Below are 24,243 nucleotides of genomic sequence, written 5' to 3' on the forward strand. Positions count from 1 at the left end.
CCAGCCGGGCGCCCTTCATCGCCCGCAATCAAGCAGTAGGGCGAAATACTCGAGCCCCGACTCACAACATCGCCTTTCCTGCTGCGGTCGGCACGACGACGACCGTCGGCATGTCCGCGCGCAGCGCGGCCACGAACTCCCGCTCCACGTCCTCCACGTCCTTCACGTCGACCGCGTTGCAGGCGAAGCCGCGTGCCAGATACGCGATGTCCGGGCCCGGCAGGTCGAGGCTGCGGCAGGTCACGACCAGGACGCGGCCACCAGCGAACGTTCCGCGGCCGCCAGGTGCACGGCCGAGGCGAGCCAGGCCCTCGCGTAGGCATCGGCCGAGGGGTCGGCCAGGCGGCCGAAGGCGTCGCGGGGGCGGCGGCCCGCCTCCGTGGTCAAGGCCCGTGCGAGGTGGGCCGCTCCGCCGAGTTCCGCCCGGGTCAGGCGGGCGAGGAGCGAGGCAGCATCCGTCCCGCGGCCGGCCTCAGCCACGGCACGGCGACCGCCCGCGACGCCCGTCTCCAGCAGGCGCCGGACACGCCACAGCGGTGCCTCCGCCAGCGGGTCGGGGCCCGCGGCGACCGGCCCGCAGGCCGCTGGTCCCGCCGCTTCGCGTGGGAAGTGCTCGCCCTGGAGCCGGTCGTAGCCCAGGTCGGCACGGCCCATCCACGCCTCCGGCAGCCGCAGCGTGGCGGACGCCCCCGGAACCGGCCCGACCGCCAGCGACCGGAGCGTCGCCGCCCGGTCGAGGTCGGGACGGCCGAGCACACGCAGGGCGAGCCCCGGGTGTTCGGCGATCCGGCGCAGGTTGGCGGCGTGCGGCAACTCCGGGTGGGGGTGTGCGGGACGGAGCCGCAGCAGCGGTCCCTCACCGGCGACTCGGACGACGACAGAGTCGCCGGCCGCACCGATCACCTCGACGTCGCAGCCCAGCAGACCCCGCGCCGTGCTGCCGGGCCCGCCCGTCTCGGGCGCGCCGTCGGCGAGCACGGCGGCCATCGCCTCCTGCACCGGTCGGGTGAAGAGGGCGGCAGCGGGTTCCTCGGACCAGTCCACCCCGCGCAGTGGCGTAGCGCTTACCCCCCGCCCTGCCCCGAGACGCCCGTCCGCGGAGACGGTGGCGCCGACGATCCGCAGCCCCCCGCGCGCCAGACCGGCGTGGTCGAGGACGGCACCGCCGAGCGCCACGGACGCGGACCCCGCGCCCTTCACGCGGGCGAGGCCACCGGGGCGCACGTCGGACACGGTGTAGCCGGCGCCGTCCGAACCGACCAGGTGCGTGGTCACTCCGCCGTACCCCGTCGCGGACAGCACCGGCTCCCGGCACAGGCCGTACACCCGCAGGCTGCCGCCCTGTTCGTAGAGCCGGCGCGTGGAACCCGCCACTTCCGTGTCGGCCGACCCGGAGACGAGCAGGGCGGTGCCGGCCAGCAGCTCACGGAAGGCTCCGGTGAGGTCGGCGAGACCCTGTCCCTCGCTCCGCTCCCGCGCGGCCCTCAGGCTCCGTACGACTCGCAGCGCGGCCGCCTCGGCCCGCGGCAGCCCGGCCAGCCGCGCAGTGTGGGCGGCTCGCAGGAGCTCGGCCTGCACCACGGCGCCACCCGCCGTGACGCCGGCGGACAGGGCCTCGGCGGCGGCTTCCCACAGCGCCGTGCCGGCAACGACCTGCGCCGCGGTGAGGCCGACGGGCGCGACCGCCGTGGCCGCAACGTCGGCGGCGCGGGCAGCGGGCGCGGCCTCCTCGCGCGCCGCGCCCGTGTCGGATGTTGTGCCCGAGCCTGCGGCCTCACTCGTACCCGAGTCGTGCCCCCCGCCCGCGTCGCCCTCCCCGTCGGCGATGGGTGCCGCGCCCAGGACCGCGGCCCGGTGCAGGCAGCGTGGGGCCAACAGGCAGGTGCACACGGCCTGTTCCGCGTTCGTGACCACGCCGGACGGGCCCGGGCGCAGCATGACCGTGGTGTCCTCGCCGAAGTGGACCTCGACCGCCCCGTCGGCCATGGCGGAGGCCTGGTCGGCGCAACCCGGGATCGCCGCGTCGAGTTTCTTGCGCAGCCGTGCGCTGAGCTGCTCCACGGCGTCGGCGAGGACGTCAGGGGCGACGGGAGGCAGGAGTGCGTTGCTCAACGGTGTTCTCCACGGAGGCGGTCGCCCACCCAGCGGGCGAGTTCGAGCGGGCTGAGGGCGGCCACCGGCATACCGGCCGCGACGAGTCGGCGCGCCACGGACACCGAGTAGCGCGGCGTGCCGGTGTCGTCGAGCGCCGCGCAGCCCAGCAGGTGGGCGCCGGAGGACGCCAGGGCACGCACCTCACCCAGCAGCCCGCCGAGCGGTGCGCCCTCCTCGAAGTCGCTGACCACGACGACGAGGGTGCGGCTCGGCACGGTGATCAGCGAACGTGCGTGCGCGAGACCGGCCGCTATGTGTGTACCGCCGCCGACCCGGACCTCCAGCAGCAGTGACAGCGGATCCTCGACCCGGTCGGTCAGGTCGATCACCTGCGTGGAGAAGGCCAGAAAGTGCGTGGACAGGGTCGGAACCCCGCCGAGGACCGCGGCCGTCAGCGCCGACCAGATCACCGACGCCTCCATCGAGCCGGAGACATCGACGACGAGGACCAGGCGCCAGTCCGCCTCCTTGCTCGCCCGCGTGCTGAACAGCGGGCGCTCCGGTACGACGACGAGCCGGCCGTCCTCCGTCCGGCGGGTGTGGGCGAGATTGGCCCGCAGGGTACGGGCGAGGTCGAGGCGCCCGCCGGGCCGTCGGGTCGGGCGCGGGGTGGCCAGACCGGTGAGCGCCGGGCGCAGGCGGGTGGCCAGCTCCCGGGACAGCTCGTCGACGAGCCGCTTCACCAGCGGACGCAGCCGGGCGAGTTGAGCCTCGGGCATGCCTCCGGCCAGGGACAGCACCGAACCGAGCAGCTCCACGGACGGGCGTACCGACGCCGGATCGAGCTGTGCGAGCACATCGGTGCGACCCGCGTCGGCGGCCTCCGCGAGGACCTCCTCGCGTACGTCGGTGCCGAAGAGGGCCTCCAGCTCCTGCGCCCACTCCCGCGCGGTGGGGAAGGACGGGTCCTGACCGCCGCCTTGACCTGGTGTGTTGTTGTCCAGGTCCTGGGCGCCTTCGCCGCGCCCGCGGCCGTAGAGCTCGTCCAGGGCGTGGGCGTAGCGGCGCGCGTCGCCGGTGAGCCGATCCTTGTGGCGCCCTAGCAGCAGCCGCCAGCGGTCGGCACGGCCGAGCCGTCGGCCCGCGTCGTCCGTGGCGGCGCTGTTCGCTGCGGGTGGGGATGCGGGACGGGGTTTGTCGGCCGAGTCCGGGCCCGGGTCCGTTCCCGCGTCGGCGTCCGCGCCCGGCAGCCCCATGGCCTTCAGCGCTGCCGATCCGGCCGCGTCGGCGGCCGCCCACAGGGCGAGCAGCTCGGGCGGGGCGTCGAGCGACAGGTCGAGCCGGTCGCCGAGCCGCTCCGTCACGGTGGTGAGCAGCCTGTCGCGCGCGGCCGGGGCCAGCGTGTCGAAGCCGCCGCGCAGGGCCGGGAGCCGGTCGAGGAAGTCCTGGTCGGCCAGCGCGTCAACCCGGTCCATGAGCAGGCCGAGCGCGTCCGGCGACGCTTGGAGCAGGGGTCCGGCGGCCGTGAGCAGCCCGGCAAGGCGCTTCGCCAGCGCCCGGCGCGTGTCCGGAGCCGTGGCCCCGTCGATCCAGCCGGCCGCACGCTCGCCCAGCCCGGCCGCGTCGTCCAGGTCGAGCAGCACGCGTACGGCCAGGGCCGCGCCCTGGATGAGCGGGGATCCCTCGGCGACCAGCTCGGCGAGCGCCCGGTCCAGTCGCAGACCCAGATGGCGGGCGGCCGTCCTGTCCGCCAGCGCCACCAGCGCCCCGGCGTCGGCGCCGCTGTCGCTCCCGGCGAGGCCGGGCAGGGACCGGACCGCGGCCTCGAGGAGTTCCTCCGTGAGCGCGGCGGCCGTCGTGCGGGCGCCCTGCGTCGTGCCGGGGTAGTGGCCACGCCGCAATCCCTCCAACAGGTCCAGGGCCTGGAGGAGCTCGGGCAGGTCGGCGCTGTCGGGCAGCACGGCGGAGGCCTCGCGCAGGCGCGCGTCGACCAGTTCGGGCAGGCAGCAGCGCGCGGCGGCGGTCAGCCCGGTGAGGATCTGGGCCGGGGTGGGGCCGCCCTCGGCGGCCTCATGGCGCGCGGTCGCGGCGAGCGTGCCGGCGGCGGCCTGGGCCGCGGTCACCCCGCGCACACCCGCGAGGTCGAGGCGCGCGGGCACGGACGGCGTCCACGTCATACGCCACCTGGTGCCGAGCGCGGTGCCGTCGCCCGTGCTCGCCACGTCCAGGGGTTCGCCGTACGAGGCGCCGATCACCAACAGCCGCTGGAGCAGCACTTCTCGGCGACCGTCCAGCGGCGAACGGAGCGGGTCGAGGCGCAGGTCGCGGCGGTCGGGGTCGTCCGGTCGGGGCAGCCGCAGTTCCGCGAGTTCGGCCTCGACCGAGGGGCCGAGACCGGACCGGGGCGCGTGCGGGCTGATCCGGCCGCGTGCGGTGCCGATGAACACGGCTTCCAGCGCGCGGGCCAGGGCCCGGCCCCGGCCGAGGGGTTCGCCCTGGCCGAGGACGGTGGTGACGGCCTCCAGGAGTTCGCCGCGTCCGGGCGCGGGCAGTCCGCGCAGGGCGGCCAGGTCGCAGGCCAGGCGCAGCGTCTCGGCGGCCTCGCCGGTCCCTGCGGTGTGACCGCTGCGGCGCATCTCTCGACACAGGCCGGTCACCGCGTCGGCGGCCGCCTCCCGGATCCGTTCCGGATCGCCGGCGGCGGTGAGCACCGTCTGCTGCCACAGCGGGTCGCGGATTCCGGCCGGGTAGCCGGACCGGGAGTCGAGCAGGTCGAAGGAGTACGGCACGAGGGAGGTCACCGCCGAGCCCTGGGTCGCGGCGGCGCCGTCTTCCCCGGCCCTGCCGGCCGCCCAAACCCCTGTCGCGTCCGTACCGGGCCCCCACGTGCGGGGCCCCGCACCGCGCGGCGCGGCCTCGGACGGGACGGCCGCCCGCCCCGTAGCGCCGGAGACACCCGCCGTCCCGGCCCCGGCATCCGCTCCGGCATCCGCCTCCGTGGACGCGAGAAGCGCGGGTGCGTGGAACGCGCCGACCACGGCTGCCACCTGGCGCCCGTCCGCCGAGGCGGAGGCGATCACCTGCCGCATCCGTTCCTCCCGCGCCAGGTCGGCGGCGGGTACGGCGGCGTCGGCGCGCAGGGCCCAGCCCACGCCCAGTGCGGCTCGGCGCACCGCGTCCGGAGCGCACCCCGGAGCCAGCACCTCCACCGCGCGGTCCCACAAATCGTCACCGTCCCGGCCGGTCCCGGCGGCGGCGAGCGCCTCGGCGTACGAGCGCCGCACCCGCGTCGTCCCGTCGCGGGGAGCAGGGTCAGGACTGGCGTCGAGCGCACCCGTGGCCCCCAGGGGCGCATCGGCCTCCGGACGTACGGCCTCGCTCCCGTCCTGCTCGCGCACCGGCCCGAGTGCCCCCGCCGACCAGCGCGGGTCGCCGAGGGGAAGGTCGCAGCACACGACCTCCACCCCGCGGCTTCTGGCCCAGCGGACCGCGGCGAGCTCCGGTGAGAAGTCCGCGAACGGGTAGAACGAAAGCTGTCCTCCCTCGCCCGCCCCGGCCAGGGCGACCGGGGTGACGGTTTCGGGGTCCGCCAGGTGTTCCAGCCAGGGCTGGAAGTCGGTCGGCAGCTCGACGCAGACCACCTCGGCCCGCGCCTCTTCCAGCAGGGCGGGTACCACCGCGGCCAGCGCCGGACTGTGGTGGCGCACTCCCAGCAGGTACGGCGCACGCGATGCGGCCAGTGCGTCCACTGCCGTCCGTGGATCGACGGTCGTCAACGCAGGCTCCCGCGCAGGTCCCAGAGCCGGCGCCACATCGCCGAGCCGTTCTCGGCGCGGCGGCGCACCGGGCCGTCCCAGTAGCCCAGCAGCCGTGCGTGGTCGGCGGGGTCGTCCTTGCGGACCACGCCGAGCAGATGTCCCGGCAGCAGGTCGAGCACGTCCTCGCCGGGCAGGTAGGCGGCCGCGACCCCCAGCGACGCCGCCACCTGGACGGCCTCGGCGGTGGACATGACCGTGCCCGGCCGCTCCACGTCCCAGCCCTCGTTGGAGCGTCCGGAGCGCAGATCGCGGAAGACGGTGACGAGGGCGTCGAGGACGGCGTCATCGACGGCGAAGGCCGCGCCCGCCCGCTGCACGGCGGCGACAGCCTGGCGGCGTATCAGGACCGCCTCGGCGTCGGCGTCGGCGATCGGGTCGACGGTCTCGAAGTTGAAACGGCGCTTCAGCGCGGCCGACATCTCGGAGACGCCCCGGTCGCGCAGGTTGGCGGTGGCGATGACGGTGAAGCCGGGGGCGGCGCGGACGACCGCGTCCTCGGTGGAGGTCAGCTCGGGTACGCTGATCCGCCGGTCCGACAGGATGGAGACGAGGGCGTCCTGAACCTCGGGCAGGCAGCGGGTGATCTCCTCGACCCGCACCACCCGTCCGGCCCGCATGGCGGCGAGGACCGGGGAGTCCACCAGGGCCTGCGGGGAGGGGCCCTGGGCGAGCAGCAGGGCGTAGTTCCATCCGTAGCGGAACGCATCCTCGGTGGTGCCCGCCGTGCCCTGCACCGTCAGGGCGCTGGTCCCGCTGACAGCGGCCGCGAGCAGCTCCGACAGCATCGACTTGGCCGTACCGGGCTCTCCGGTGAGCAGCAGCCCGCGCTCTCCGGCGAGGGTGACCACACAGCGTTCGACCAACGCGCGCTCGCCGACGAACTTCGGGGCGATCACCAGCTTCGACGGCAGACCGGCGCGACGCCGGGGCAGGGCCAGCTCCACGCCGTCGCTGCCGCAGACGAACGTAACCACCGCGCGAGGAGTGAGCGCCCAACCGGGCGGCCGCGGCCCGGGGTCCTGGGCAGCGAGGAAAGCGAGTTCGGCGGCGTGGCGCTCCTCGGCCGGCTGGCCCTGCCGGACGGGTGCGGTCTGTTCGGTGACGGTCATGCGGGTTTCCTTCGTCATGGTTCGACAGGTGTGCGTACAGGTCGGGGGGGCCGGCGCGGCGCACCCGAGGGCGGGGCGCCGCGCCGCGCTGACGACGGGCGGCCGGTCAGCGGCGGCTCAGGTGCCGTTCGGCGGCGTCACAGTGACGGTGCCTCAGCGGCGGCGCCTCGTACGCCGCACCTTCAGCTCCTCGAAGCGCGGGAGGTCGCCGTCGAGGATCCGCTGCCAGGCCCGTGCGAACAGCTCCGCGGCCGGTTCGGTCGGTACCAGGGCACCCAGCACCGGCCGGCCGCCCGTGGCCACCCCGTACATCGGCAGCTTCCACTGCTCGACGGGCAGGACGGGCGCCGACTGCTCCGCCCAGGCGCCCGGCAGGAACAGCGAGCGTCCCGCCCGGGTCCGTACGGCCGACACCACCAGGTCGGTCTCGGCCAGTTCGGCCCGCGCCGCCTTGAGACGGGCCGGCTTCCATCCCGTCCATCGGGCGGTGTTGCGGTCCGTCGGGTCGGGCATGGCCAGCAGCATCAGGTACAGCGTCGCCGCGTCGGCGGTCAGACCGCGTGCCTCGGCGACCTCGGCCACTCGCTCGGGAACCGAACGGGACGGATCCTGCGGCCACCACAGGCCCTCGTCGTCCGCCGCGCCGGCCGCAGGTGCGCCCGGGTCGGCCAGCAGCCGTGCGAATGCCGGGTCGTGCGCCCGCCGCAGGGCCGCCTCGACCCCGGTCGGCTGCTGATCGGCGCCGCGCAGTGCCACCAGGTATGGGTCGGAGCCGGTGGAGTCCAGCAGGGCGGGCCGTACGGCCGGCTGGGGCTGGCCGTCCTGCGTGGCCATGAGCACCGCGCCGTACCGCTCGTGGTCCGGTGCCGTCTCCGTAGGGGCGCCGGCCACCTTCCGGAAGTCCGCAAGGCTCGTGTAGTGCCCGGCGGAGAGCAGCAGTTCGGGTGCCGCAAGCCGCTGCCGCACGGCGGTCAGCGCACTCGGCAGCGCCGCACGTACCGGATCGCCGACGGGCAGCCGGTGGGCCAGCCAGGCCGTCAGGCTCATCGAGCCGACCAGCACCGCCGAGGTGAACGGCGCATCGGCGGGGGACGCCGTCGCCGGGTGATCGCCCTCGATGCGCCATGGCACGTCGACGCCGAGCTCCGGCGACGACGCCGGTTCCAGCAGCGCCAGGAGCGCCCGGTGCACGGGCCAGCCGCTGCTCACGGCACGCGCGGCCTCCACCGCCAGCCAGTCGGGCACCTGTCGGCGCCGTCCCACCTTCTCGTTCCACACGGCTGCCGCCGACGCCACGTCCGGGCCCTCGTTCCACAGCCGTGCCGGGTCGTCGGGCAGGAGCGCCGCGAGCAGCGCCCGGCGTACCTCGACCGGGAGCGCGCGCAGTTCGTCGCGGGCGTGCCCCGCCTCGGCGACCTTCAGCCCGAGCGTCTTGCGCAGTTCGGCCGGCAGGAAGTTGTTCTCCCAGCTGTCCACGTCGGGCATGCCCGCGAGAACGATCCGGGCCAGCGCCCGGGACACACCGGTGAGACGGCTGAACTCGTCAGCGGCCTCCGGCAGGAAGGGCATCGCCTCATGGGACCGCGCCTCCCCGAGGAAGTCGGTCAGCCAGTCGGCGCCGCGCACCCGGTCGCCCACCGGCGCTTCACCGCTCACGGTGTAGGGGCCGGGCACCTCGAAACGGCCGCTCGGGTCGTGGAGCAGCGCGCCGAACTCCCACCCGTCGTCGACGCCGGAGTTGTGCTCGGTGATGCCGAGCGCAGCTCCGCCGCCCAGGGGCAGCACACTGCGGTGCGCGACGTTGCGCCGCTGGCCGTCCGGCATGTCCAGGTGGGACGTCGCCAGGCGGACCAGGACCCGGCGCCAGTGACCGGCCGAGGCCGCCGTCGAGGCCAGCCCCAGCGCGTCCACCCGGCCGAGGACTTCGAGCAGGGCTGCCCGGTGTGCCGGGTCGCTGCCGGGCGCGACGGTCCGGTAGGCGATCGCGGCCGGCTCGTCCAGGAGCGAGACGAACGGCAGTCCCGAGTAGGGCAGCGATGGCAGATCGAAGTGCAGCCGGCCCGGCAGCGCCGTGGCGGCGGTGTCCGTGCGCGCGGAGGCCAAAGACTCCAGGTAACGGCAAGTCACGTCGGTGTCCGCGCCGTAGCGGTAGTAGTCGGTATTGACGATGCCGTGCAGCGCCTGGGCAAGCACGTGGTCGCTCGGTCCCTGGCCCCGGACCTCCGTGGGCTCGGCGGCGGGGTCGAGCCGTGCGGCCACGGCGTCCAGCGCCTTCTGCTGTCGCACCGCGAAGCGCAGCACCTTCACCACGCCGGCGATCAGCTCGGGTGCCGAGACCTGGGGCAGCGCGGCGCTCACCAGCTCGGGCAGGTCCGCCACCCGCTCCGCGAGCACGGCCGCCTTCAGCAGGACGCCGGCCGACTCCGAGTCGGCGCCCCGCAGCGCCGCCGACCCCTGCGGATCACGCGGGCGCAGCATGTGCAGGTACGGCAGCGGCGGCAGGGCCTGAGCCGCGGTCCCGTACAGCTCGTTGCGGTGGTCGCGCCGGGTCGACGTCGTGACCATGCCCTCCGGGTCGCTGAGCGAAAGCTCGCGCCACTGCTGGGTCAGTGCCCGCGGCCGGTCGTCGCCGGGAAACGTCAGCGCGGCGACCGGCCTGTCGGCGCCCTTCGGAAGGGTGACGACCCGTCCGGTGGTGTCCTCGCCGTGGTGGCTGCCGTCGGGCAGGCGCACGACACGCCAGCCGAGGAGTCCGTCCGCGGACGTCCCCTGGGCCGAGCCCGCCACCGCCGGGGCGGGCCTCAGCCAGCACGAGCCGGCCGCCAACTCGGCCCCGGGTGCGCGCCGCAGCAGCGCGTCGGCGAGGAAACCGGGCTGCGAGCGCCGGCCGTACGCGCCGCCCACGGGGTCGTACTCGAGCCAGCCGCCCTTGTCCTCTCCGCCCTTGTCCTGCCACACCCAGTACGACGTGCCGTCGGACAGCAGCGCGCGCTCTGCGGGCAGCTTCGTGTCGCCGCTGTGGAGGACCCCGCCGCCGGTGGTGCGGCCGCCGCCGGGCAGTTGCAGGCTGGGGTGATCCGAACGCATGGCCCAGGTGTCGGCGCCGGCGAGAGCGAACACCGTGTCGGGCGCGGTGTGCCAGTAGCCTTGCGGCTCGCCGCGACCGTACGTGCTCCAGAACACCAGCAGCTCACCGTCCACGTAGTGGAAGCCCGTCCGCCACACGTTCGTGGTGGGCACCCGCAGATCGTGCACGAGAACGGTGGAGTCGGCGTCGATGACGCGCACCTGCGTCGTGTTGGCCACGATCAGATACGGCCAGGCCTCGACGACCGTCAGACCCTCGGTGGTGTGGCGCCCCGGCGCCAGCTCCGTCAGCGCCTCCTCCCATGCCGGCCAGCGCAGTTCCTCCCACAGACCGCCCCGAAGCGTGCGCGCCACGGCTTCGCCGAGATCGGCACCGGCCGCGGCCGCGACCTCCTGCGGCGCGAGCACGAGAGCCTCGGAGGGCAGCCACGAAAGCCGCTCGATCGCCTTCGGCAGTCCGGGCAGCCCGGCCGCCACCGACGAGGCGGCCACCTCGCGCATCCACTCGGTGAGCATCGGGCGGCCGCCGGGCGAGGCGGCCAGCCGCCGCATCACGTCCGCACCGGAGGACGCGTTGTTGTAGCTGTTCGCCCCGCGCCCGAAGGCGGGCCGGAAGCGCGAGTCGGCTGCCAGTCCGACCAGGTCCCGCGGCTCCTCGCCACGCGCCCAGTCCGACAGGTTCAGGGCGTTGCCGCGCTGGTGGTGGGCGGACTTCTCCTCGGGGTCGGCGACCGCGATCTCCAGCGAGAGCAGGAGGTCAAGCAGGTTCACGTCCTCGACACCGATCCTCAGTATCCGCTCGCCCTCGGGCCGTGCCGCCAGATCGGCACGCAGCCGGCCGGCCGCCCGCTCGACCAGCTCCAGCAGGGCGGGCGGCGTCGGGCGCGGCCCCCAACCGCGATGCCGGGCACTGTGGAAACGCTCCAGCCAGCCCGCCGCGCCGTCGGAGCACCGCTCCTCCTGCGGCAGGCCGGCGTCAGCGAGACCCGCGTCGGCCCCCGACTCCGCCAGGATCCCCAGCCACAGCTCGGTCATCTCCCCGCTGTCGCCGGGCGGAATCATCGACAGCAGCGTGCCCCGTACGGAGGGAACGCGCCGGGCCAGCGCGACCAGCGCGGCGCGGTGCGACTTCCACCAACCGGCGGCGGCTCGCAAGGTGGCCGGCAGCGGAAGGATCTCAGCGAGGTAGTCCTGCTCCGCCTCGTTGCCGGACATGGCCGCAGCGCGGGCGAGCCGCCTCAGCTCCACCGCGGCCTGGGCGGACGGCGCGAGGCCGCCGGCGGTCCGGCGCACACACAGCCGCCGGAACCGCTCGTACGCCTCGACGGGTGCGAGCCGGGTCGACAGGTCCTTGCCGTAACCGGTCAGGACCTTCACCGGCAGCGCGCCGGCCAGGGCGAACTCCAGGAACACGGCGTCGAGCCGGTCCTCGTCGACCGTCAGCCCGTGTTGCGCCTCGCTCGTGCGGGCACGGCCGAACAGCTGACCGGCGTACGTGCTGTTCTCGACGCCGAGGAAGACCCGCGCGGCCTGCTCGTAGAAGACGGGCAGGAAGTGCGGGACGGCCGAGGCGAGCCGCCCGGCCAGCTCGTGGCAGGCGTCCAGGGCGGCCTTGGGCTTGGTCCTGGCCTGCCGGGCCAGCCGGTCCAGCTCCGGCACGACCGCCAGGGCGTGGTGCCCGTCCTGGGGGTGGTGCACCAGCACCCACTCGGGAAAGCCGAGTTCCCGGCGCCGACCGAGACCTACCACGGCCGGCTCGCCCTGCGGCTCGAGACCGAGGAAGCCGGCTGCGAGGTCCTCGGCGGGGCCCAGTTCGGCCGCGGCCAGCCGCACGACGACCCGATCCTCGCCGAACACCGCGTGGCGATAGGCCCGCGCGGTCAGCTCGATCGCTGAAGGACCCGCACCCCGCGCGTCGGCCGGGAGGACCGCGCCTGCCGCGAGCAGCTCCTTGTTGTCGTCTCCACCCGTCCTGGTCACGCGTCCCCACCCTTTTCGATCGTGCGGCCGGCGTACAGCGCAGCGGCCATGCGCATCCCCTCGGACCAGGCCACCGGCCCGACCTCGGTCAGCCGCACCGCGCGGCCGTCCTCGTCGTGCCAGCTCAGCCCGCCGGTCTCCGACTCCCCGTCCCAGTACGGCTCGCCGATCCACACCGACGCCTGCGTGCTGCGGCCCCCATCACGCACCTTGCACGTGGCGTAGCCACCGGACACCCGGTAGCCGAGGCCCGTGGCGCGCGCCGCGAGACCGAACCGCGAGGCGAACTTCCCGCCCGCGTAGTCCCGTATCTCCGTCGCCGTCTCCGGATGCCCGGCATCCGACCCGTCCGGCTTTGCCCAGGTCGCCCGGTGGATCTGCTCCACCTTCTGGGTGATGCCGAGGTCGGCCGCGAAGTCCCGTACGTCGTCCAGGTCCGGCAGCAGCACGGGGTGGGGAAGCGTCACCGTGCGCGGCGAAAGCCGCACGGTCTCACCGTCGAGGTCGACCACCTTGAGCTCCCCGTCGCCGGAGACGTCCCGCAGGAAGCCGACCTCGTCCGGATCGTCACCCACGACGGCCATGTCACGCAGCGCCGACTGCCACGCCTCGTCCGGCCACACCCGCGCGATCAGCTCGGTCGGAACCGGAAGTGACGACACCATCCAGGCGTCCACCTGAGCCACGCACGAAGCGGCGTGCCTGTCCAGCCACTCGGCCAACTGCCTCAGCCGGTCGACCTCGGGACTGTCGCGCAACATTTTCGGCAGCGCCTTCAACTGCCGCCCCCCGGCGCGCCGTGCGACCACACGCCCATCCTCGAGGGTGATCTCGTACCCCTCACCCGCTGTCAGCCACGCCATCAGCTGTGCCCCTCCGCCTGTCCATCAGATGCCGGCGCAGCCCGAACCATGGGCCACAAAGCCCCTGAACTGCGATACGAAGGGAGACTAACGAGGGCCACTGACAACGCAGGTCGGTCCGCGCTGCCCTCTCGACGACCTGGCAGGGATCTTCGTGCTGCCAGGGACGGTGGGCATCGCACCCGACGGCCGGAGGCGGTGCGTGGTGTCGGCGACGTAGGAGCGGCCCGGGCGCTTGTCCGGTCGTCCGGCATGGCGGCGATCAGGTCTTCGACGTCTGCGCTCCCGCAGGCGGCATCCTCGTCGACCTCGCTGGGTGGGGCGTTCGGCTCGACGAGCTTCTCGACCGAGTACCGGGTGCCGGACAAGGACCAATACTGGGTGGACTCCCCCGTTTCGCGCACTCCGATGCGTCCAAGGCACCGTGGCCTGCACGGCTCCCAAGCCGTGACAGGCTACTGACGCTGGTGGGGCACACCACCGAATCCTCGCTGTGCCCCACCAGCCCCACGTTGTGCCCGGAAGGAGACATCGGCAGAGATCCGAGGTGTCAGGGGCTGCAGCATGGTTGGTCACGTCTCATACAAGATGTGGCGGGACGCTACTGAGCCGGAACAGCCGCCTTCCGGCGGTGTGCCGGCTGCGCACGGCGCGGTGGCCCGACCGCCCGTGGACGAGCGCTGCTTGCACCCTCAGGTGTCAACTCAGCGTGCCGCTGACGCTGTCGGCTTCGCGAGCGTGCAGCCTGTGGCCGACAGGTTGAGCTTGTTGCCCGTCGTGAAGCAGGCGGGAATGCCGTAGGTCTCCTGGGCGTATCCGGTTCCCTGGCGGATGGTGACGGCTCCCTGCTCAGATACCTCGCAGGGATTGTCAAGGGTGCAGCTTTCGCCGTTCTCGTTGGTGGTGTTGTTGATCGCCGTGACCTGCCCTGTCGTGGTGTCGATGACCGGGGACCCCGATGTGCCCCCGATGACCTGGCAGTCCGGGGTGTAGCGGACGGCGTCCTTCCATGTCCACTGGCCCTCCTTCAGACGGTACGCAAATCCGTCGACGGAGCAGGAGTAGACCCGCTTCCAGTAACCGGAGACCACGTCGATCGCGTGCCCCTGCACCGGGTGGGTCCCGGACAGCGTCAGCGGCGCGATTCCTGTGGACTGCTGTATCTGGGCGTAGGTCTTGGTCAGTTGGTACAGCGTGACGTCGGTGTCGGTCATTGTCGCGTAGACGACTTTGTTCGCCTTGAGCGTTCCTGCGGTGCCGGCCGAGGCATTGAGCAGCGTGAAGCTGCGGGTGGAGGGCTGGTTGGTGATGACCTGGCCCGCGCTCGGGAAGCCGGTTTCGAGGCAGTGCCCGTTCGTCATGACCAGCCCCGGGTCCGTCGCCTGCGAGTTCGGCATGCGGATCAGGGAGCCTGAGCAGTTACTGAGCGCCACGGTACCGGCGAAGGAGGAGGCCGTCACCGGGGCGAGCGCGCTGTCAGGATGCGCGGCGGCCGACGCAGCAGTGGGGGTCGCCCCGCTCACTCGGTTGGGTGCTGCGGCTGCGGTGCCCGTTGCGCCTGTCAAGACGGCGGCACCAAGGGCAATGGCGGCGAGGGTGGCGAGGAGAGGCTTGCGCATGATGATGGTCGGTCCTCTCTGTTCGATCCGGGAGCCCGGTGGCCCCCGAACGGTGAAGGGTGACCGCATTGTCGGCGTACAGCCAAGCCCTCCGCTACCCGACAGCTCCTTCCTGGCTCTTTTCGCTCCCTTGACTGCATGGCCTGAACCGGCCCTTATGCGCGGCCCCTTGAGTGGGATCCCCGATCGGACTGGGAGAATGATCAACTGTGCTTCGTCATGGCCGTGACGACGGATTTCACGGCCCGTCCGGAGGCCGTGGGAGAAGGGGAGGGCAGGGGATGAGAGACAGGTTGCGGACCCGGTTCCGGTATTGGTTCGACGGCACCATGGACCGGGGAACGCCGGCCCTGATCAGCTGGTTGGCGCTCTCCTCGGTCGCGCTCATCGCGCTGGCCTCGACCTTGGTCGTCCTGTTCACGGATACGGACGCGGAGGCCAACGGCGGCTGGCTGGGTGTCGCATGGATGAGCCTCCTGCGGACCCTCGACGCCGGAACCATGGGCGGGGACACCGGCGGCCCGGTGTTTCTCGGCCTGATGCTGGCGGTGACGCTCGGCGGCATCTTCATCGTCAGCGCGCTCATCGGTGTCCTGACCACTGGTCTGAACCAGAAGCTCCAGGAGCTGCGCAAGGGCCAGTCGCAGCTCATCGAGCGCGGGCACACCATCGTTCTGGGCTGGTCGGACCAGGTCTTCACCGTGATCTCCGAGCTCGTCGAAGCGAATCAGAGCCAACGCCGCTCGTGCGTGGTGATCCTCGCGGACCGGGACAAGGTTTCCATGGAGGACGCGATCCGGGCCCGCATCCCCGACACCGGCAGCACACGCGTCATCTGCCGCTCCGGAAACCCTCTCGTGCGGGCGGACCTGGAACTGGTCAGCCCGGACACGGCGAAGTCGATCATGGTGCTGCCACCTGTGGGCGATGACCGTGACGTCGACGTCATCAAGGCCCTCCTCCTGCTGCACAGCCGCCAGTGGGCCGGGAGCCGCCCACAAATCGTCGCCGCCGTCCACGACTCGGAGAACCTGGCGGCGGCCCGACTGGCCGCCGGCAGGAGCGCCCTGGTGATTGACGCCGAGGACATCGCGGTCCGCCTCATCGCGCAGGCACACCGGCAGACGGGCCTTTCGACCGTCTTCAACGAACTGCTGAGTTTCGTCGGCAACGAGTTCTACTTCCACGAGGAGCCCGCCCTGGTGGGTTCGACGTACGGGCACGCCTTGAACGCCTTCGACCTCGGTGTCCCGGTCGGGCTGTGCGTCGACATGGGAGACGTACTGGTCAATCCGCCGATGGACACCGTCATCGGCCCCGGAGACCAGATACTCGTCGTCGCCGAAGACGATCTGCTCATCCGGCTGTGCGAGGCCCGCCCGGCGATCGTCGAGTCGGCCATCACATCGGCTCCGGCGCAGTCACCGACGCTCGACCGGACCATCCTGATCGGCGAGAACTCCCGTACGGCGAAGCTGGTCACGCTGCTGGACAGCTTCGTTCAACCCGGTTCGACGCTGGACATCGCCGCGCCACGACGGCCGGAGGCCGCCCTGAACGACACGCTCGCCAATCTCACGGTGGGGTTCAAGGCCTGCGAGCCGACGCGGAGGTCCTCGCTGGAGGCCCTGGACTTGGGCGGCTACCAGCACATCGTCGTGCTCTCGGATGACACCATCGCCTCCGGCCCCGCAGACGACCGGACCCTGGTGACCCTGCTCCATCTGCGGGACATCGAGGAGTCGCTCGGTGACCCGTATTCGATCGTCACGGAGATGAACGACGACGGCAACCGTGAGGTCGCCCAGGTCACCAAGGCCGACGACTTCATCGTGAGCACCAAGGTGATCAGCTTGCTGCTCACCCAGCTCACCGAGAACCGCCATCTGCACGCCGTGTTCACCGATCTGTTCAACCCGGAAGGCTCGGAGATCTACATCAAGCCGGCATCCGACTATGTGGTCCCTGGTGCCGAAGCCAATTTCGCCACGGTGATCGAGGCCGCACGGCGACGGGGGGAGACCGCCATCGGCTATCGGCTCGCCAGGCGCGGTGAGGAGCCTCCCAACTACGGCATCTTCCTCAACCCGTCGAAATCGGCCCCGCTCGTGTTCGGCTCGAAGGACGCGGTCGTCGTCTTTGCCGAAGGGGAGGCTGCTCCCGTGGGCGGCGACGGGCGCGGCCGGTAGTCGTGGTGGCCCAGTGGCGGTGGTGGTTCCTGAGGGCGCCGCGGTGACAGCAGTCTGCGCGTCACCGCGGGAGCGCGTCGACCCCCTCGGCCGGATCACGGCCGCTGGTCCGAAACCCGCAGGGCGACCTCGCCATGCCGGTCGAGCGGGGCGTGCGTTTCGGCATGCGGCACCCCGAACCGCGACCACACCGCCTTCGCCGGTTCCCCGCACGTGGTCGAAGGACGCCACCCACCGCACACGTGCGGAGGACGGGACGGGACGGGCGGTCGCTTCCCGTCCTCCGCCGCCGGCACACGTCCGGTCCAGGTGCCTGCCTGCTCGTGCCCGGACCTGCCGCCGACCGCGATCTCGCGGGCACTGTGGTGCTCGGCGATCGGGATCAGCAGGTCAGGGCACCCGTGCCGCCGTGAGGTGACCGAACGACCGAACCGGGCCGGGGCAACCGTACGTGGCGTCAGCCCGCCATCGGCAGGGCCCTCCGCGACGGCACCGCGTGAAGTTCGTCCATGGCCACCGCCTCCCCGCTGTCCATGTCGACGTAACTGACACGGACGATCGGGTCGTCACCGGTGTCCCGCCCGGCCGTGGCGTCGAGTGCGAACACCACGGCGACCGGGCGCGCGTTCTCCCGGTCCCCGTACACACCCGAGTACTGGAGAATGCGCCAGCCGTCCTCCTCCCAGTGGTCCAGCAAGGCGGACCGGACCACTGGTGCGGCGGCCTGCCAGGCGAGGGAGTTCTCCAGGAGTTCGACACTCGCCGCGACCGGCACCCGGTCCCTGCCGACGGTTCCCAGGAGCGGGTGGCCGAAGACACGCAGCCTCGTCCGGCGCAGCGGCAGCAGCCACCATCGGTCGAGGTCGGCCGAGAGGGCGACCAGAACCGCCGCCGCCCCGGCCAGGAGGACCAGGGCGCCGGCAGGCCGCTCGGAGATCGCCGACCACCAGGTGCCCTGTGTCACCGCCACCGTGACCCCGCCGATGACCACGACCGCCGCCCGTGCGAACGCCCGCCAGGTGATGGGGGTGTCCTCACTTGCCGAACAGCCGCAGGAGGACTCCGGCGCCATGGTCCGGCCATAGCCGAGGTAGACGAGGAAGCCCGCCCCGAGGACCGCTGCGGCAGCCCCCGGCACCGGGTTCGCCGGCGTCATCAGCAGACCCGCGGCGATCAGGAGTTCACCCGCGCCGGTCGCGCGCAGCACTGTCGTAGCCCGCTCACTGCTGCGCAGAATGCGAGCCAGTGCCGTCTTCGGCGCCTGCTGTGCGGTGCCTCGGCTGAACATCTTGACCGCTCCGGTCCACCCGAGCAGGCCCGCGAGGACCAGCGGGGCCAGGCCCGTTGTCAGTGACAGCATCTCTTCCTCTCCCTGTGTCCTTGGGCCCGCATCAGTGCCCGACGGAGATGCGGACGACATCCACGGAGTTGTCGGACGGCCGCCAGGCGCCGAGCACTTGGGCGCTCTGTCCGATGCGCAGCCGGGACAGGTCGGACGTCAGCGCGCGGCCGGCGTAGGAGGCGCTGGCGTCCGGGGCGACGTGACCGACCAGTTCGTGCCGGCCGTGGGCGAGGTGCAGCCGGTTCTTCGCGATGCCGCGGATCTGCGTGTCCAGATTGACGATGTTCACCCACACCGCGTCGGCGGCCACGGTGCCGTCGGGCATCGTGACGCCGCGCGCGTAGAGCCCGTCGCCGACCTCGATCACTTCGGCCGTGGTGGCGCGGACTTTCCACACGCTGGTGACGTTGGTCATCTGAACCCGGGAATGGCCGCCGTTGGACCCGGCCACCTCCAGAATGCTGCCGGTGATGCCCGTGATCCGCCCCTCCACGAAGGTGGACGTTGCTATCGCGGGGTCGAGCGAGGGTTCCGCGGCGAAGGCGGCCTCGGCGTCAAGTCCGCCGAGCGCGGTCGCGCCGATGATGGTCGCCCCACCCAGCGCGGCGTTGGTGAGGAAGCGCCGCCTGCGCATCCCGTCGGCCCGGTCGTGTCGTACGGTCATGTCGGCGCTCCTCACTCGTAGATGTAGACCGGCAGCTTGCCCGAACTCAGGTTGCCGATCGCCGAGAAGGCTGCCGGGGTGAGGTCGAGGACACGGTTGGTGCGGCAGGTGCCGTTGCAGCAAGTCGCCTCGCCGCACCAGTCCTTGGTGCGCGGGCCGCAGTCGGTGATGGTGATGCACACCGTCGCGCCTGAACACTGGTGCTTGACGTTCATCACCGCACCGCAGCCCCGTCTGGGTATGTTCTCGCCACAGAGGTCGGGCCGGGTGATGTTCCAGCATGCCTGTGAGGCGTTGGGCCACGCGCCGTGGTACGCGCTGGACTGGCAGTTACCGCAGGCGCCGCCGCCGGCGCTGGAGCACGGGCCCCAGGCGTTGCCGCAGCAGAACCAGCTGGTTTCACCGGCCCACAGGCTGGTTGATCCGCAAGCCATCGTGTTGCCTTTCTTTTGATTTGACGAGTACATGACAATCTCTGGCTCGGCCGCCGCCGCAACACGTCAAAGGGAGACGACCGCGTTCCGGCCGAGGATGGCTGTCCGAGCGAAGCAACTCAATGATGCGCGTAGACAAGCAGGTTGTATAGACGGCCGCGTTCCGCATGAGTCGAGCACCTGGCTCCGCGTCGATCGACGGCGCCAAGCCCTCCCCACGGCGCGCCGACGCTCATCTCCCAGGGCTGATTCATAGTCCTGGCGGCTCCGAGAACCAGCAGGTCACAGGGATGTGACGAACCTTCACCACGGCGGCGCACGCAACGAAGCTCCGGTGATCAAGGGAACCTCCCAGGTCACCCGACCACCGGAGCTCCGATGTGCCGCGGGATCCTCGGTCCAGGACTTGGGCGGATAGAGTTCGCGGTCCACCAGCGCCCGGCCCTTGGCGGAGGCATAGGCGGCGAATACCGCGATCCGGCAGTTCTCCGTGTGGTCGACGGTGCCGGATTATTGCCGTTGCACCCCGGCGGAGACGGTGCCCTTCTTCAGGAAACCGGTGTCGTCGACGATCAGCACGCCGTCCGGCCGACCGAGCCGCTCGGCTATGTTGTCCCGCAGGTCGTCGCGGATCTCATCCGGGTCCTACTGGCGCCACGACAGCAGCCGCTGCAGCCCGTACGGAGTGTCCTGGCCCGCGTGCTCGGCTATCTGCCAGCTGTTCTTGCGGCCCACCGAGCCCAGCAAGCCGCGCACGTGGTCCCGCATCCGCCGCCGCGGCTCGGCCCGACCGAACCGCTCTCCCACCCGCAGCAGCAGCGAGTCCAACTCGGCATCCCACAGACCAACTTCGACATCGCTCTCCGTCTCCATGACTGGTTCAACGCGCCGTGATCGAGTGAGTCACGAACCACCGCTACCCTGACAGAGTGTCAGCCCAATAGGCTTCAAAAGGGTCCCTGTGACCAGGACAAATGGAGAAGCACGACTGGAGTGCTAGAGGCACTGTTTCTCGGATCTTCGGACGTGGGTGGGGTGTTGGGGGCAGGGTGGCTGTATGGGCCGTTGGGATCTGACAGCGCCCAAACCACCGGGCGGCTGGCGAACAAGCTCGGCACCTGCTTGCGACCGAGCGTCCTTGTGGTCGACGAGGTCGGCTACCAGCCCCTCTGGCTGTGTACCCTCGGTCGTCGCGGACATCGGCGTCCGGGGTGGATCGGGACCAACAGTGCGAGGGGCAGGCCCTGCCTGAATACGCGGTCTGACAGAATGGGCTCCGAAACTCAGGCGACGCGCGTCAGGAAACCGGTGTGAATCCGGTACGGTCCCGCCACTGTGACCGGGCTGCAGCAGTCCGGAAGCCAGATACTGGCCGCGCCGCCTTCTCGTACAACCCAGGGGACGAGGACATCCCCCGGAAAGGCTCGGCCATGCCCCGGATCCGCCGTGTACCACTCGCGTTCATACCGCTGCTTCTGCTGTCGCTCACCGGTTGCGGTTCCGGCACGGGCGGTGAGGGCAAGGCAGAGGCCGTACCGGCCGCCAACGGTTTTCCCTACACGGTCACCAACTGCGGTACGAAGACAACCTTCGACGCCCCGCCGAAGCGAGTCGTCACCATGAACCAGCACGTCACCGAGATCATGCTGGCCCTCGGGCTCCAGGACCGGCTGGCCGGAACGGCCTACCTGGACGACAGAATCCTGCCGAAGTACCGGTCCGCGTACGCCAGGACCAAGGTGCTCGCGAAGGAGTACCCCTCCCGGGAGGTGCTGCTCGGCGCCAACCCCGACTTCGTGTACGGCGGGTACAGCAGCGCCTTCGACAAGGCCAAGGGCCAGGACCGGGCGGGGCTCCAGAAGGACGGCATCAACACCCGGCTGAACATCGAGAACTGCACCCAGGGCAAGGTCGGTATCGATCAGCTCGCCACCGAGATCACCCAAGTCGCCAGGACCTTCGGCGTAGCGGAGCGCGGCAAGAAGCTGCTTGCCGAGGAGCGGCAGAAGATCGCGGCGGTCGAGGCAGATCTCAAGGGCTTCTCGCGTCCCTCGGTGTTCGTGTACGACTCCGGCGACAGCTCCGCGTTCACCGCTGGCGGTAAGGGCATCGGCAACGAGATCGTCCGGCTCGCCGGGGGCAGGAACGTCTTCGCGGACCTCGACGCCACCTTCGGCGACGTGGCCTGGGAGCAGGTCATCAAGCGCAAGCCCGAGGTGGTCGTGATCTACGACTACGGAGGCACCTCGGTGGCGGCCAAGAAGAAGCGGCTGATGAACGATCCGGCGCTCGCGGACGTGCCGGCGATCAAGAACAAGAAGTTCGCGGTACTCCCGCTGTCCTCGGCCGTGCTCGGTGTCCGCGTCGCCGACGCCGTGCAGGACCTGGCCGGGCAGTTGCACCCCGGCACTCCGTGAGCGCGGAGTACGCCCGCCCCGGTCCGAAGTCCGTCCTCCGCTCGCCCCCCGTCGTGATCGGCGTTCTCATGGTGCTGCTGCTCGCTGCGGCGGTGGCCGGTCTGGCGCTCGGCCCGGTACGGATCCCGCCGGGCGAGGTACTGAGTACGGTCCTGGGTGGTGAACGCACTGGTGCGTACCCGACGATCGTGTGGGAGGTACGACTGCCGAGGGTGCTGCTCGGGGCCGTCGTCGGCGCCGGGCTGGCCCTGTCGGGCACGGTGCTCCAGGCGCTGGTGCGTAACCCGTTGGCCGATCCGTTTCTGCTGGGCGCCTCGTCCGGGGCATCAGCGGGTGCTGCCGTGGTCGTCGTGCTGGGGGTCGGCGCCGGGGCGGCCACCGACGTGGCCCTGCCCATTGCTGCGTTCGCCGGGTCCATGGCCGCGCTGGTCGCCGTCTACGCGATGGCCCGGCGCGGCGGCACCATGACAACGGGCCGGCTGATTCTGGCCGGGGTGGCGATCCAGTACGTGCTGTCCGCGTTCACCAGCCTGATCCTGGTCCTGTCCGCCCGGGCCGAGCATGTGCGGGCGATCCTGTTCTGGACACTGGGCGGGCTGGGTGGCGCCCGCTGGGACCAACTGGCGCTTCCTGCCTCAATATTGGGCTTCGGGGCCGTACTCCTGATCAGCCTGGCCCGTCCACTGGATCTGCTGCTGACCGGGGAGGAAGGGGCACGCAGCCTCGGCCTGGACCCCGGGCGCTTCCGGGGCGGGGTCTTCGTGCTGGTGTCACTGATCATCGGCGTACTGGTCGCCTACAGCGGGGCGATCGGCTTCGTCGGCCTGATGATTCCGCACGCCGCCCGAATGATCGTCGGCGCGTCCCATCGCAGACTGCTGCCGGTGGCGGCGCTCGGCGGGGCCGCCTTCCTGCTGCTGGCCGATCTGCTGGCGCGGACCGTGGCAGCCCCCGAAGAGATTCCCGCCGGGGTGATCACCGCCCTGGTGGGCGGCCCGTTCTTCCTCTGGCTGCTGCGCCGCTCCAGCCGTACCGAAGGGATCACCGGATGAGCCCGGCACCGTCCCCGACGGCGCTCGCCGCCGAAGGGATCAGCTACGAGGTGGCCGGTCACACCCTGCTCGACGCGGTCACGCTGGACGCCGCCCCCGGCGAGACGGTCGGCCTGGTCGGGCCGAACGGCAGCGGCAAGACCACCTTCCTGCGCTGCGTCTACGGCGCCCTGCGCCCCGCAGCGGGTCGAATCCTGCTGGACGGAGCGGACGCCGCGGGCCTCGGTGTGAAGGAGCGGGCCCGCCGCGTCGCCGTCGTACCGCAGGACAGCCCTGGCACCTTCGGCCTGACCGTACGCCAGGTCGTGGCGATGGGCCGAAGCCCACACAAACGGTTCTGGGAGCAGGACGACGCCGACGACGCCCGCCACATCGACGAGTCGCTGCGGCGCGTCGGGGCGGCGCCCCTGGCCGACCGGCGGTTCGAAGAGCTGTCCGGCGGGGAACGGCAACGGGCCTTGATCGCCCGCGCCCTGGTCCAGGAACCGGGGCTGATGGCGCTCGACGAACCCACGAACCATCTGGACATCCGCTACCAGCTGGAGATCCTCGGCCTGGTGAGAACGCTGGGCACCACCAATCTTCTGGTGCTGCACGACCTCAACCTGGCCGCTTCCTACTGCGACCGGCTGTTCGTCCTCAGCGCCGGACGACTGGTGGCATCCGGCTCCCCGCACGCGGTACTGACGGAAGAACTGCTGGCCGAGGTCTACGGGATACGAACCCGGGTCGGCGTCCACCCGGTCACCGGCTCCCCCAATGTCGTCTACCTCCCGCTCTCATGAGCGGCAAGACTTCCCCCGTCTGGACACCCTTGCCGCACGGACCACGCTGGCAGGTCACCGAAGGCGAACCGCCAGCGAACGAAGCAGGGCTGTGGCTGGCAGCCGACCGGCTGGCCGATCCGGCGGGCGTGGAGCTGTCCAGTCTGCTGGAGAGCGAGCGCACCGGCAGCGGCCACCGCACCGGTCATGCGACCGCGCTGACCCTGATGGCGGTGTACGCGGGCTGGGTCACTGCCGCCGCCGTGCTCCATTGGGCGCTGCACGACGAGGTCCCGGACATGCGGTCCGGCAATGTCCTGGTGCGCCCCGCCACGCACGGGATCGGCGGAGTCCGGGTGCGCAGGGCCCGGCTGCTGCTGCCCCGGGCCGGGGAGGACGCCGTACGGCTGCTGCACCGCACCGTGCTCGGCGGGCATCTGCTGCCCATCGCCGATGCGCTGCACCGTCGTACCCGCGCCGGGGCCAGACAGTTGAGCGGAGGGATCGCCCATGGCTGCGCCACGGCGCTGTGCGCGTACGGCAGCCGGGTGGATCTGCTGGCCGCCCGCTGGCGGCATTTCGTGGACACCGCACCCGGTGGACTCGAAACGCTGGGCGAGGTGGTGCGGATCCGACGGGCGCCGGACGGCCCGGAACGGCTGGTCTATCTGCGCAACACCTGCTGTCTGTACTACACGAGTGCGGAGGCGGTCCGCTGTGCGAGCTGTTGTCTGACGAGCCGCGAGGAGCGACTACGGGCTTACACGAGGCCGAAGTAGAAGCAGCGGGCTCCTGGGAGCCCAAGACGCCG

General features: G+C 71.9%; 18 protein-coding genes, 1 pseudogene and 1 riboswitch. Of the genes and pseudogenes, 7 read left to right on the forward strand and 12 right to left on the reverse strand.

Annotated elements, in window-relative coordinates; all coding sequences use genetic code 11:
• Positions 1–61 precede the first annotated feature (61 nt).
• The 7 genes from ACIQCZ_RS32145 to ACIQCZ_RS32175 all read right to left on the reverse strand — a co-directional run bounded on the left by ACIQCZ_RS32145 (position 62) and on the right by ACIQCZ_RS32175 (position 14,570).
• Positions 62–244 (reverse strand): hypothetical protein, encoded by a 183-nt coding sequence (locus tag ACIQCZ_RS32145; RefSeq protein WP_402287526.1) that lies wholly within the window; start codon positions 242–244, stop codon positions 62–64.
• Positions 241–2,112 (reverse strand): hypothetical protein, encoded by a 1,872-nt coding sequence (locus ACIQCZ_RS32150; RefSeq protein ID WP_402287528.1) that lies wholly within the window; start codon positions 2,110–2,112, stop codon positions 241–243. Before ACIQCZ_RS32150 ends, ACIQCZ_RS32145 begins: the two co-directional genes overlap by 4 nt.
• Positions 2,109–5,870: a DUF5682 family protein gene (locus tag ACIQCZ_RS32155; protein WP_402287530.1), complete on the reverse strand. Its 3,762-nt coding sequence runs from the start codon at positions 5,868–5,870 to the stop codon at positions 2,109–2,111. The genes ACIQCZ_RS32150 and ACIQCZ_RS32155 overlap by 4 nt, the downstream gene beginning before the upstream one ends.
• A complete protein-coding gene (locus tag ACIQCZ_RS32160) occupies positions 5,867–7,021 on the reverse strand; it encodes an AAA family ATPase (protein ID WP_351264568.1) in 1,155 nt (384 codons plus the stop codon). The genes ACIQCZ_RS32155 and ACIQCZ_RS32160 overlap by 4 nt, the downstream gene beginning before the upstream one ends.
• Before the next feature lie 153 nt (positions 7,022–7,174).
• Positions 7,175–12,088 carry a DNA-binding protein gene (locus ACIQCZ_RS32165; protein ID WP_402287532.1) on the reverse strand — a complete coding sequence of 1,638 codons (4,914 nt, stop codon included), beginning with the start codon at positions 12,086–12,088 and terminating at the stop codon, positions 7,175–7,177.
• A complete protein-coding gene (locus ACIQCZ_RS32170; RefSeq protein WP_402287534.1) occupies positions 12,085–12,951 on the reverse strand; it encodes a DUF4132 domain-containing protein in 867 nt (288 codons plus the stop codon). The genes ACIQCZ_RS32165 and ACIQCZ_RS32170 overlap by 4 nt, the downstream gene beginning before the upstream one ends.
• Before the next feature lie 704 nt (positions 12,952–13,655).
• Positions 13,656–14,570 carry a serine protease gene (locus tag ACIQCZ_RS32175; RefSeq protein ID WP_402287536.1) on the reverse strand — a complete coding sequence of 305 codons (915 nt, stop codon included), beginning with the start codon at positions 14,568–14,570 and terminating at the stop codon, positions 13,656–13,658.
• Between the two features lie 281 nt (positions 14,571–14,851).
• Here ACIQCZ_RS32175 and ACIQCZ_RS32180 point away from each other — a divergent pair, with 281 nt between their 5' ends.
• The gene (locus ACIQCZ_RS32180; RefSeq protein WP_402287539.1) at positions 14,852–16,759 is read left to right on the forward strand and encodes a potassium transporter TrkA; all 1,908 of its coding nucleotides are present in this window, start codon (positions 14,852–14,854) and stop codon (positions 16,757–16,759) included.
• A 457-nt stretch (positions 16,760–17,216) separates the two neighbouring features.
• Here ACIQCZ_RS32180 and ACIQCZ_RS32185 read toward each other — a convergent pair whose 3' ends face one another.
• The 3 genes from ACIQCZ_RS32185 to ACIQCZ_RS32195 are packed head-to-tail and all read right to left on the reverse strand — an operon-like array spanning position 17,217 to position 18,980.
• The gene (locus ACIQCZ_RS32185) at positions 17,217–18,119 is read right to left on the reverse strand and encodes a MauE/DoxX family redox-associated membrane protein (RefSeq protein WP_402287542.1); all 903 of its coding nucleotides are present in this window, start codon (positions 18,117–18,119) and stop codon (positions 17,217–17,219) included.
• Positions 18,120–18,150: 31 nt separating this feature from the next.
• The gene (locus ACIQCZ_RS32190) at positions 18,151–18,765 is read right to left on the reverse strand and encodes a cell wall protein (RefSeq protein ID WP_402287544.1); all 615 of its coding nucleotides are present in this window, start codon (positions 18,763–18,765) and stop codon (positions 18,151–18,153) included.
• 11 nt (positions 18,766–18,776) lie between these two features.
• Positions 18,777–18,980 carry an RlpA-like double-psi beta-barrel domain-containing protein gene (locus tag ACIQCZ_RS32195; RefSeq protein ID WP_326603381.1) on the reverse strand — a complete coding sequence of 68 codons (204 nt, stop codon included), beginning with the start codon at positions 18,978–18,980 and terminating at the stop codon, positions 18,777–18,779.
• On the opposite strand from ACIQCZ_RS32195, the gene ACIQCZ_RS32200 reads away from it, so the two are divergent.
• The gene (locus ACIQCZ_RS32200) at positions 18,970–19,218 is read left to right on the forward strand and encodes a hypothetical protein (protein ID WP_402287547.1); all 249 of its coding nucleotides are present in this window, start codon (positions 18,970–18,972) and stop codon (positions 19,216–19,218) included. The two genes, ACIQCZ_RS32195 and ACIQCZ_RS32200, sit on opposite strands and share 11 nt — an antisense overlap.
• Positions 19,219–19,709: 491 nt before the next feature.
• Here the strand turns inward: ACIQCZ_RS32200 and ACIQCZ_RS32205 are convergent, their stop codons facing one another.
• Together ACIQCZ_RS32205 and ACIQCZ_RS32210 are read right to left on the reverse strand one after the other, a co-directional pair.
• Positions 19,710–19,832: a transposase gene (locus ACIQCZ_RS32205; RefSeq protein ID WP_402287674.1), complete on the reverse strand. Its 123-nt coding sequence runs from the start codon at positions 19,830–19,832 to the stop codon at positions 19,710–19,712.
• Between the two features lie 12 nt (positions 19,833–19,844).
• Positions 19,845–20,072: a hypothetical protein gene (locus tag ACIQCZ_RS32210; RefSeq protein ID WP_402287550.1), complete on the reverse strand. Its 228-nt coding sequence runs from the start codon at positions 20,070–20,072 to the stop codon at positions 19,845–19,847.
• 204 nt (positions 20,073–20,276) lie between these two features.
• On the opposite strand from ACIQCZ_RS32210, the pseudogene ACIQCZ_RS32215 reads away from it, so the two are divergent.
• The 5 genes and pseudogenes from ACIQCZ_RS32215 to ACIQCZ_RS32235 all read left to right on the forward strand — a co-directional run.
• Positions 20,277–20,369 (forward strand): annotated as a pseudogene (locus ACIQCZ_RS32215) (ATP-binding protein); the annotation flags it as partial.
• A gap of 98 nt (positions 20,370–20,467) precedes the next feature.
• Positions 20,468–20,591: riboswitch (cobalamin riboswitch) on the forward strand.
• Between the two features lie 38 nt (positions 20,592–20,629).
• Positions 20,630–21,616, forward strand: coding sequence for an ABC transporter substrate-binding protein (locus ACIQCZ_RS32220; protein WP_402287552.1), 987 nt, complete (start codon positions 20,630–20,632; stop codon positions 21,614–21,616).
• Between the two features lie 68 nt (positions 21,617–21,684).
• The gene (locus ACIQCZ_RS32225) at positions 21,685–22,668 is read left to right on the forward strand and encodes a FecCD family ABC transporter permease (protein WP_402287676.1); all 984 of its coding nucleotides are present in this window, start codon (positions 21,685–21,687) and stop codon (positions 22,666–22,668) included.
• Positions 22,665–23,453, forward strand: coding sequence for an ABC transporter ATP-binding protein (locus ACIQCZ_RS32230; protein WP_402287555.1), 789 nt, complete (start codon positions 22,665–22,667; stop codon positions 23,451–23,453). Before ACIQCZ_RS32225 ends, ACIQCZ_RS32230 begins: the two co-directional genes overlap by 4 nt.
• Positions 23,450–24,211 carry a (2Fe-2S)-binding protein gene (locus tag ACIQCZ_RS32235; protein WP_402287558.1) on the forward strand — a complete coding sequence of 254 codons (762 nt, stop codon included), beginning with the start codon at positions 23,450–23,452 and terminating at the stop codon, positions 24,209–24,211. Before ACIQCZ_RS32230 ends, ACIQCZ_RS32235 begins: the two co-directional genes overlap by 4 nt.
• Positions 24,212–24,243: the final 32 nt, after the last annotated feature.

Origin of the sequence: Streptomyces sp. NPDC093149 (genome assembly GCF_044754145.1) — a bacterium.
Lineage (GTDB): Bacteria > Actinomycetota > Actinomycetes > Streptomycetales > Streptomycetaceae > Streptomyces.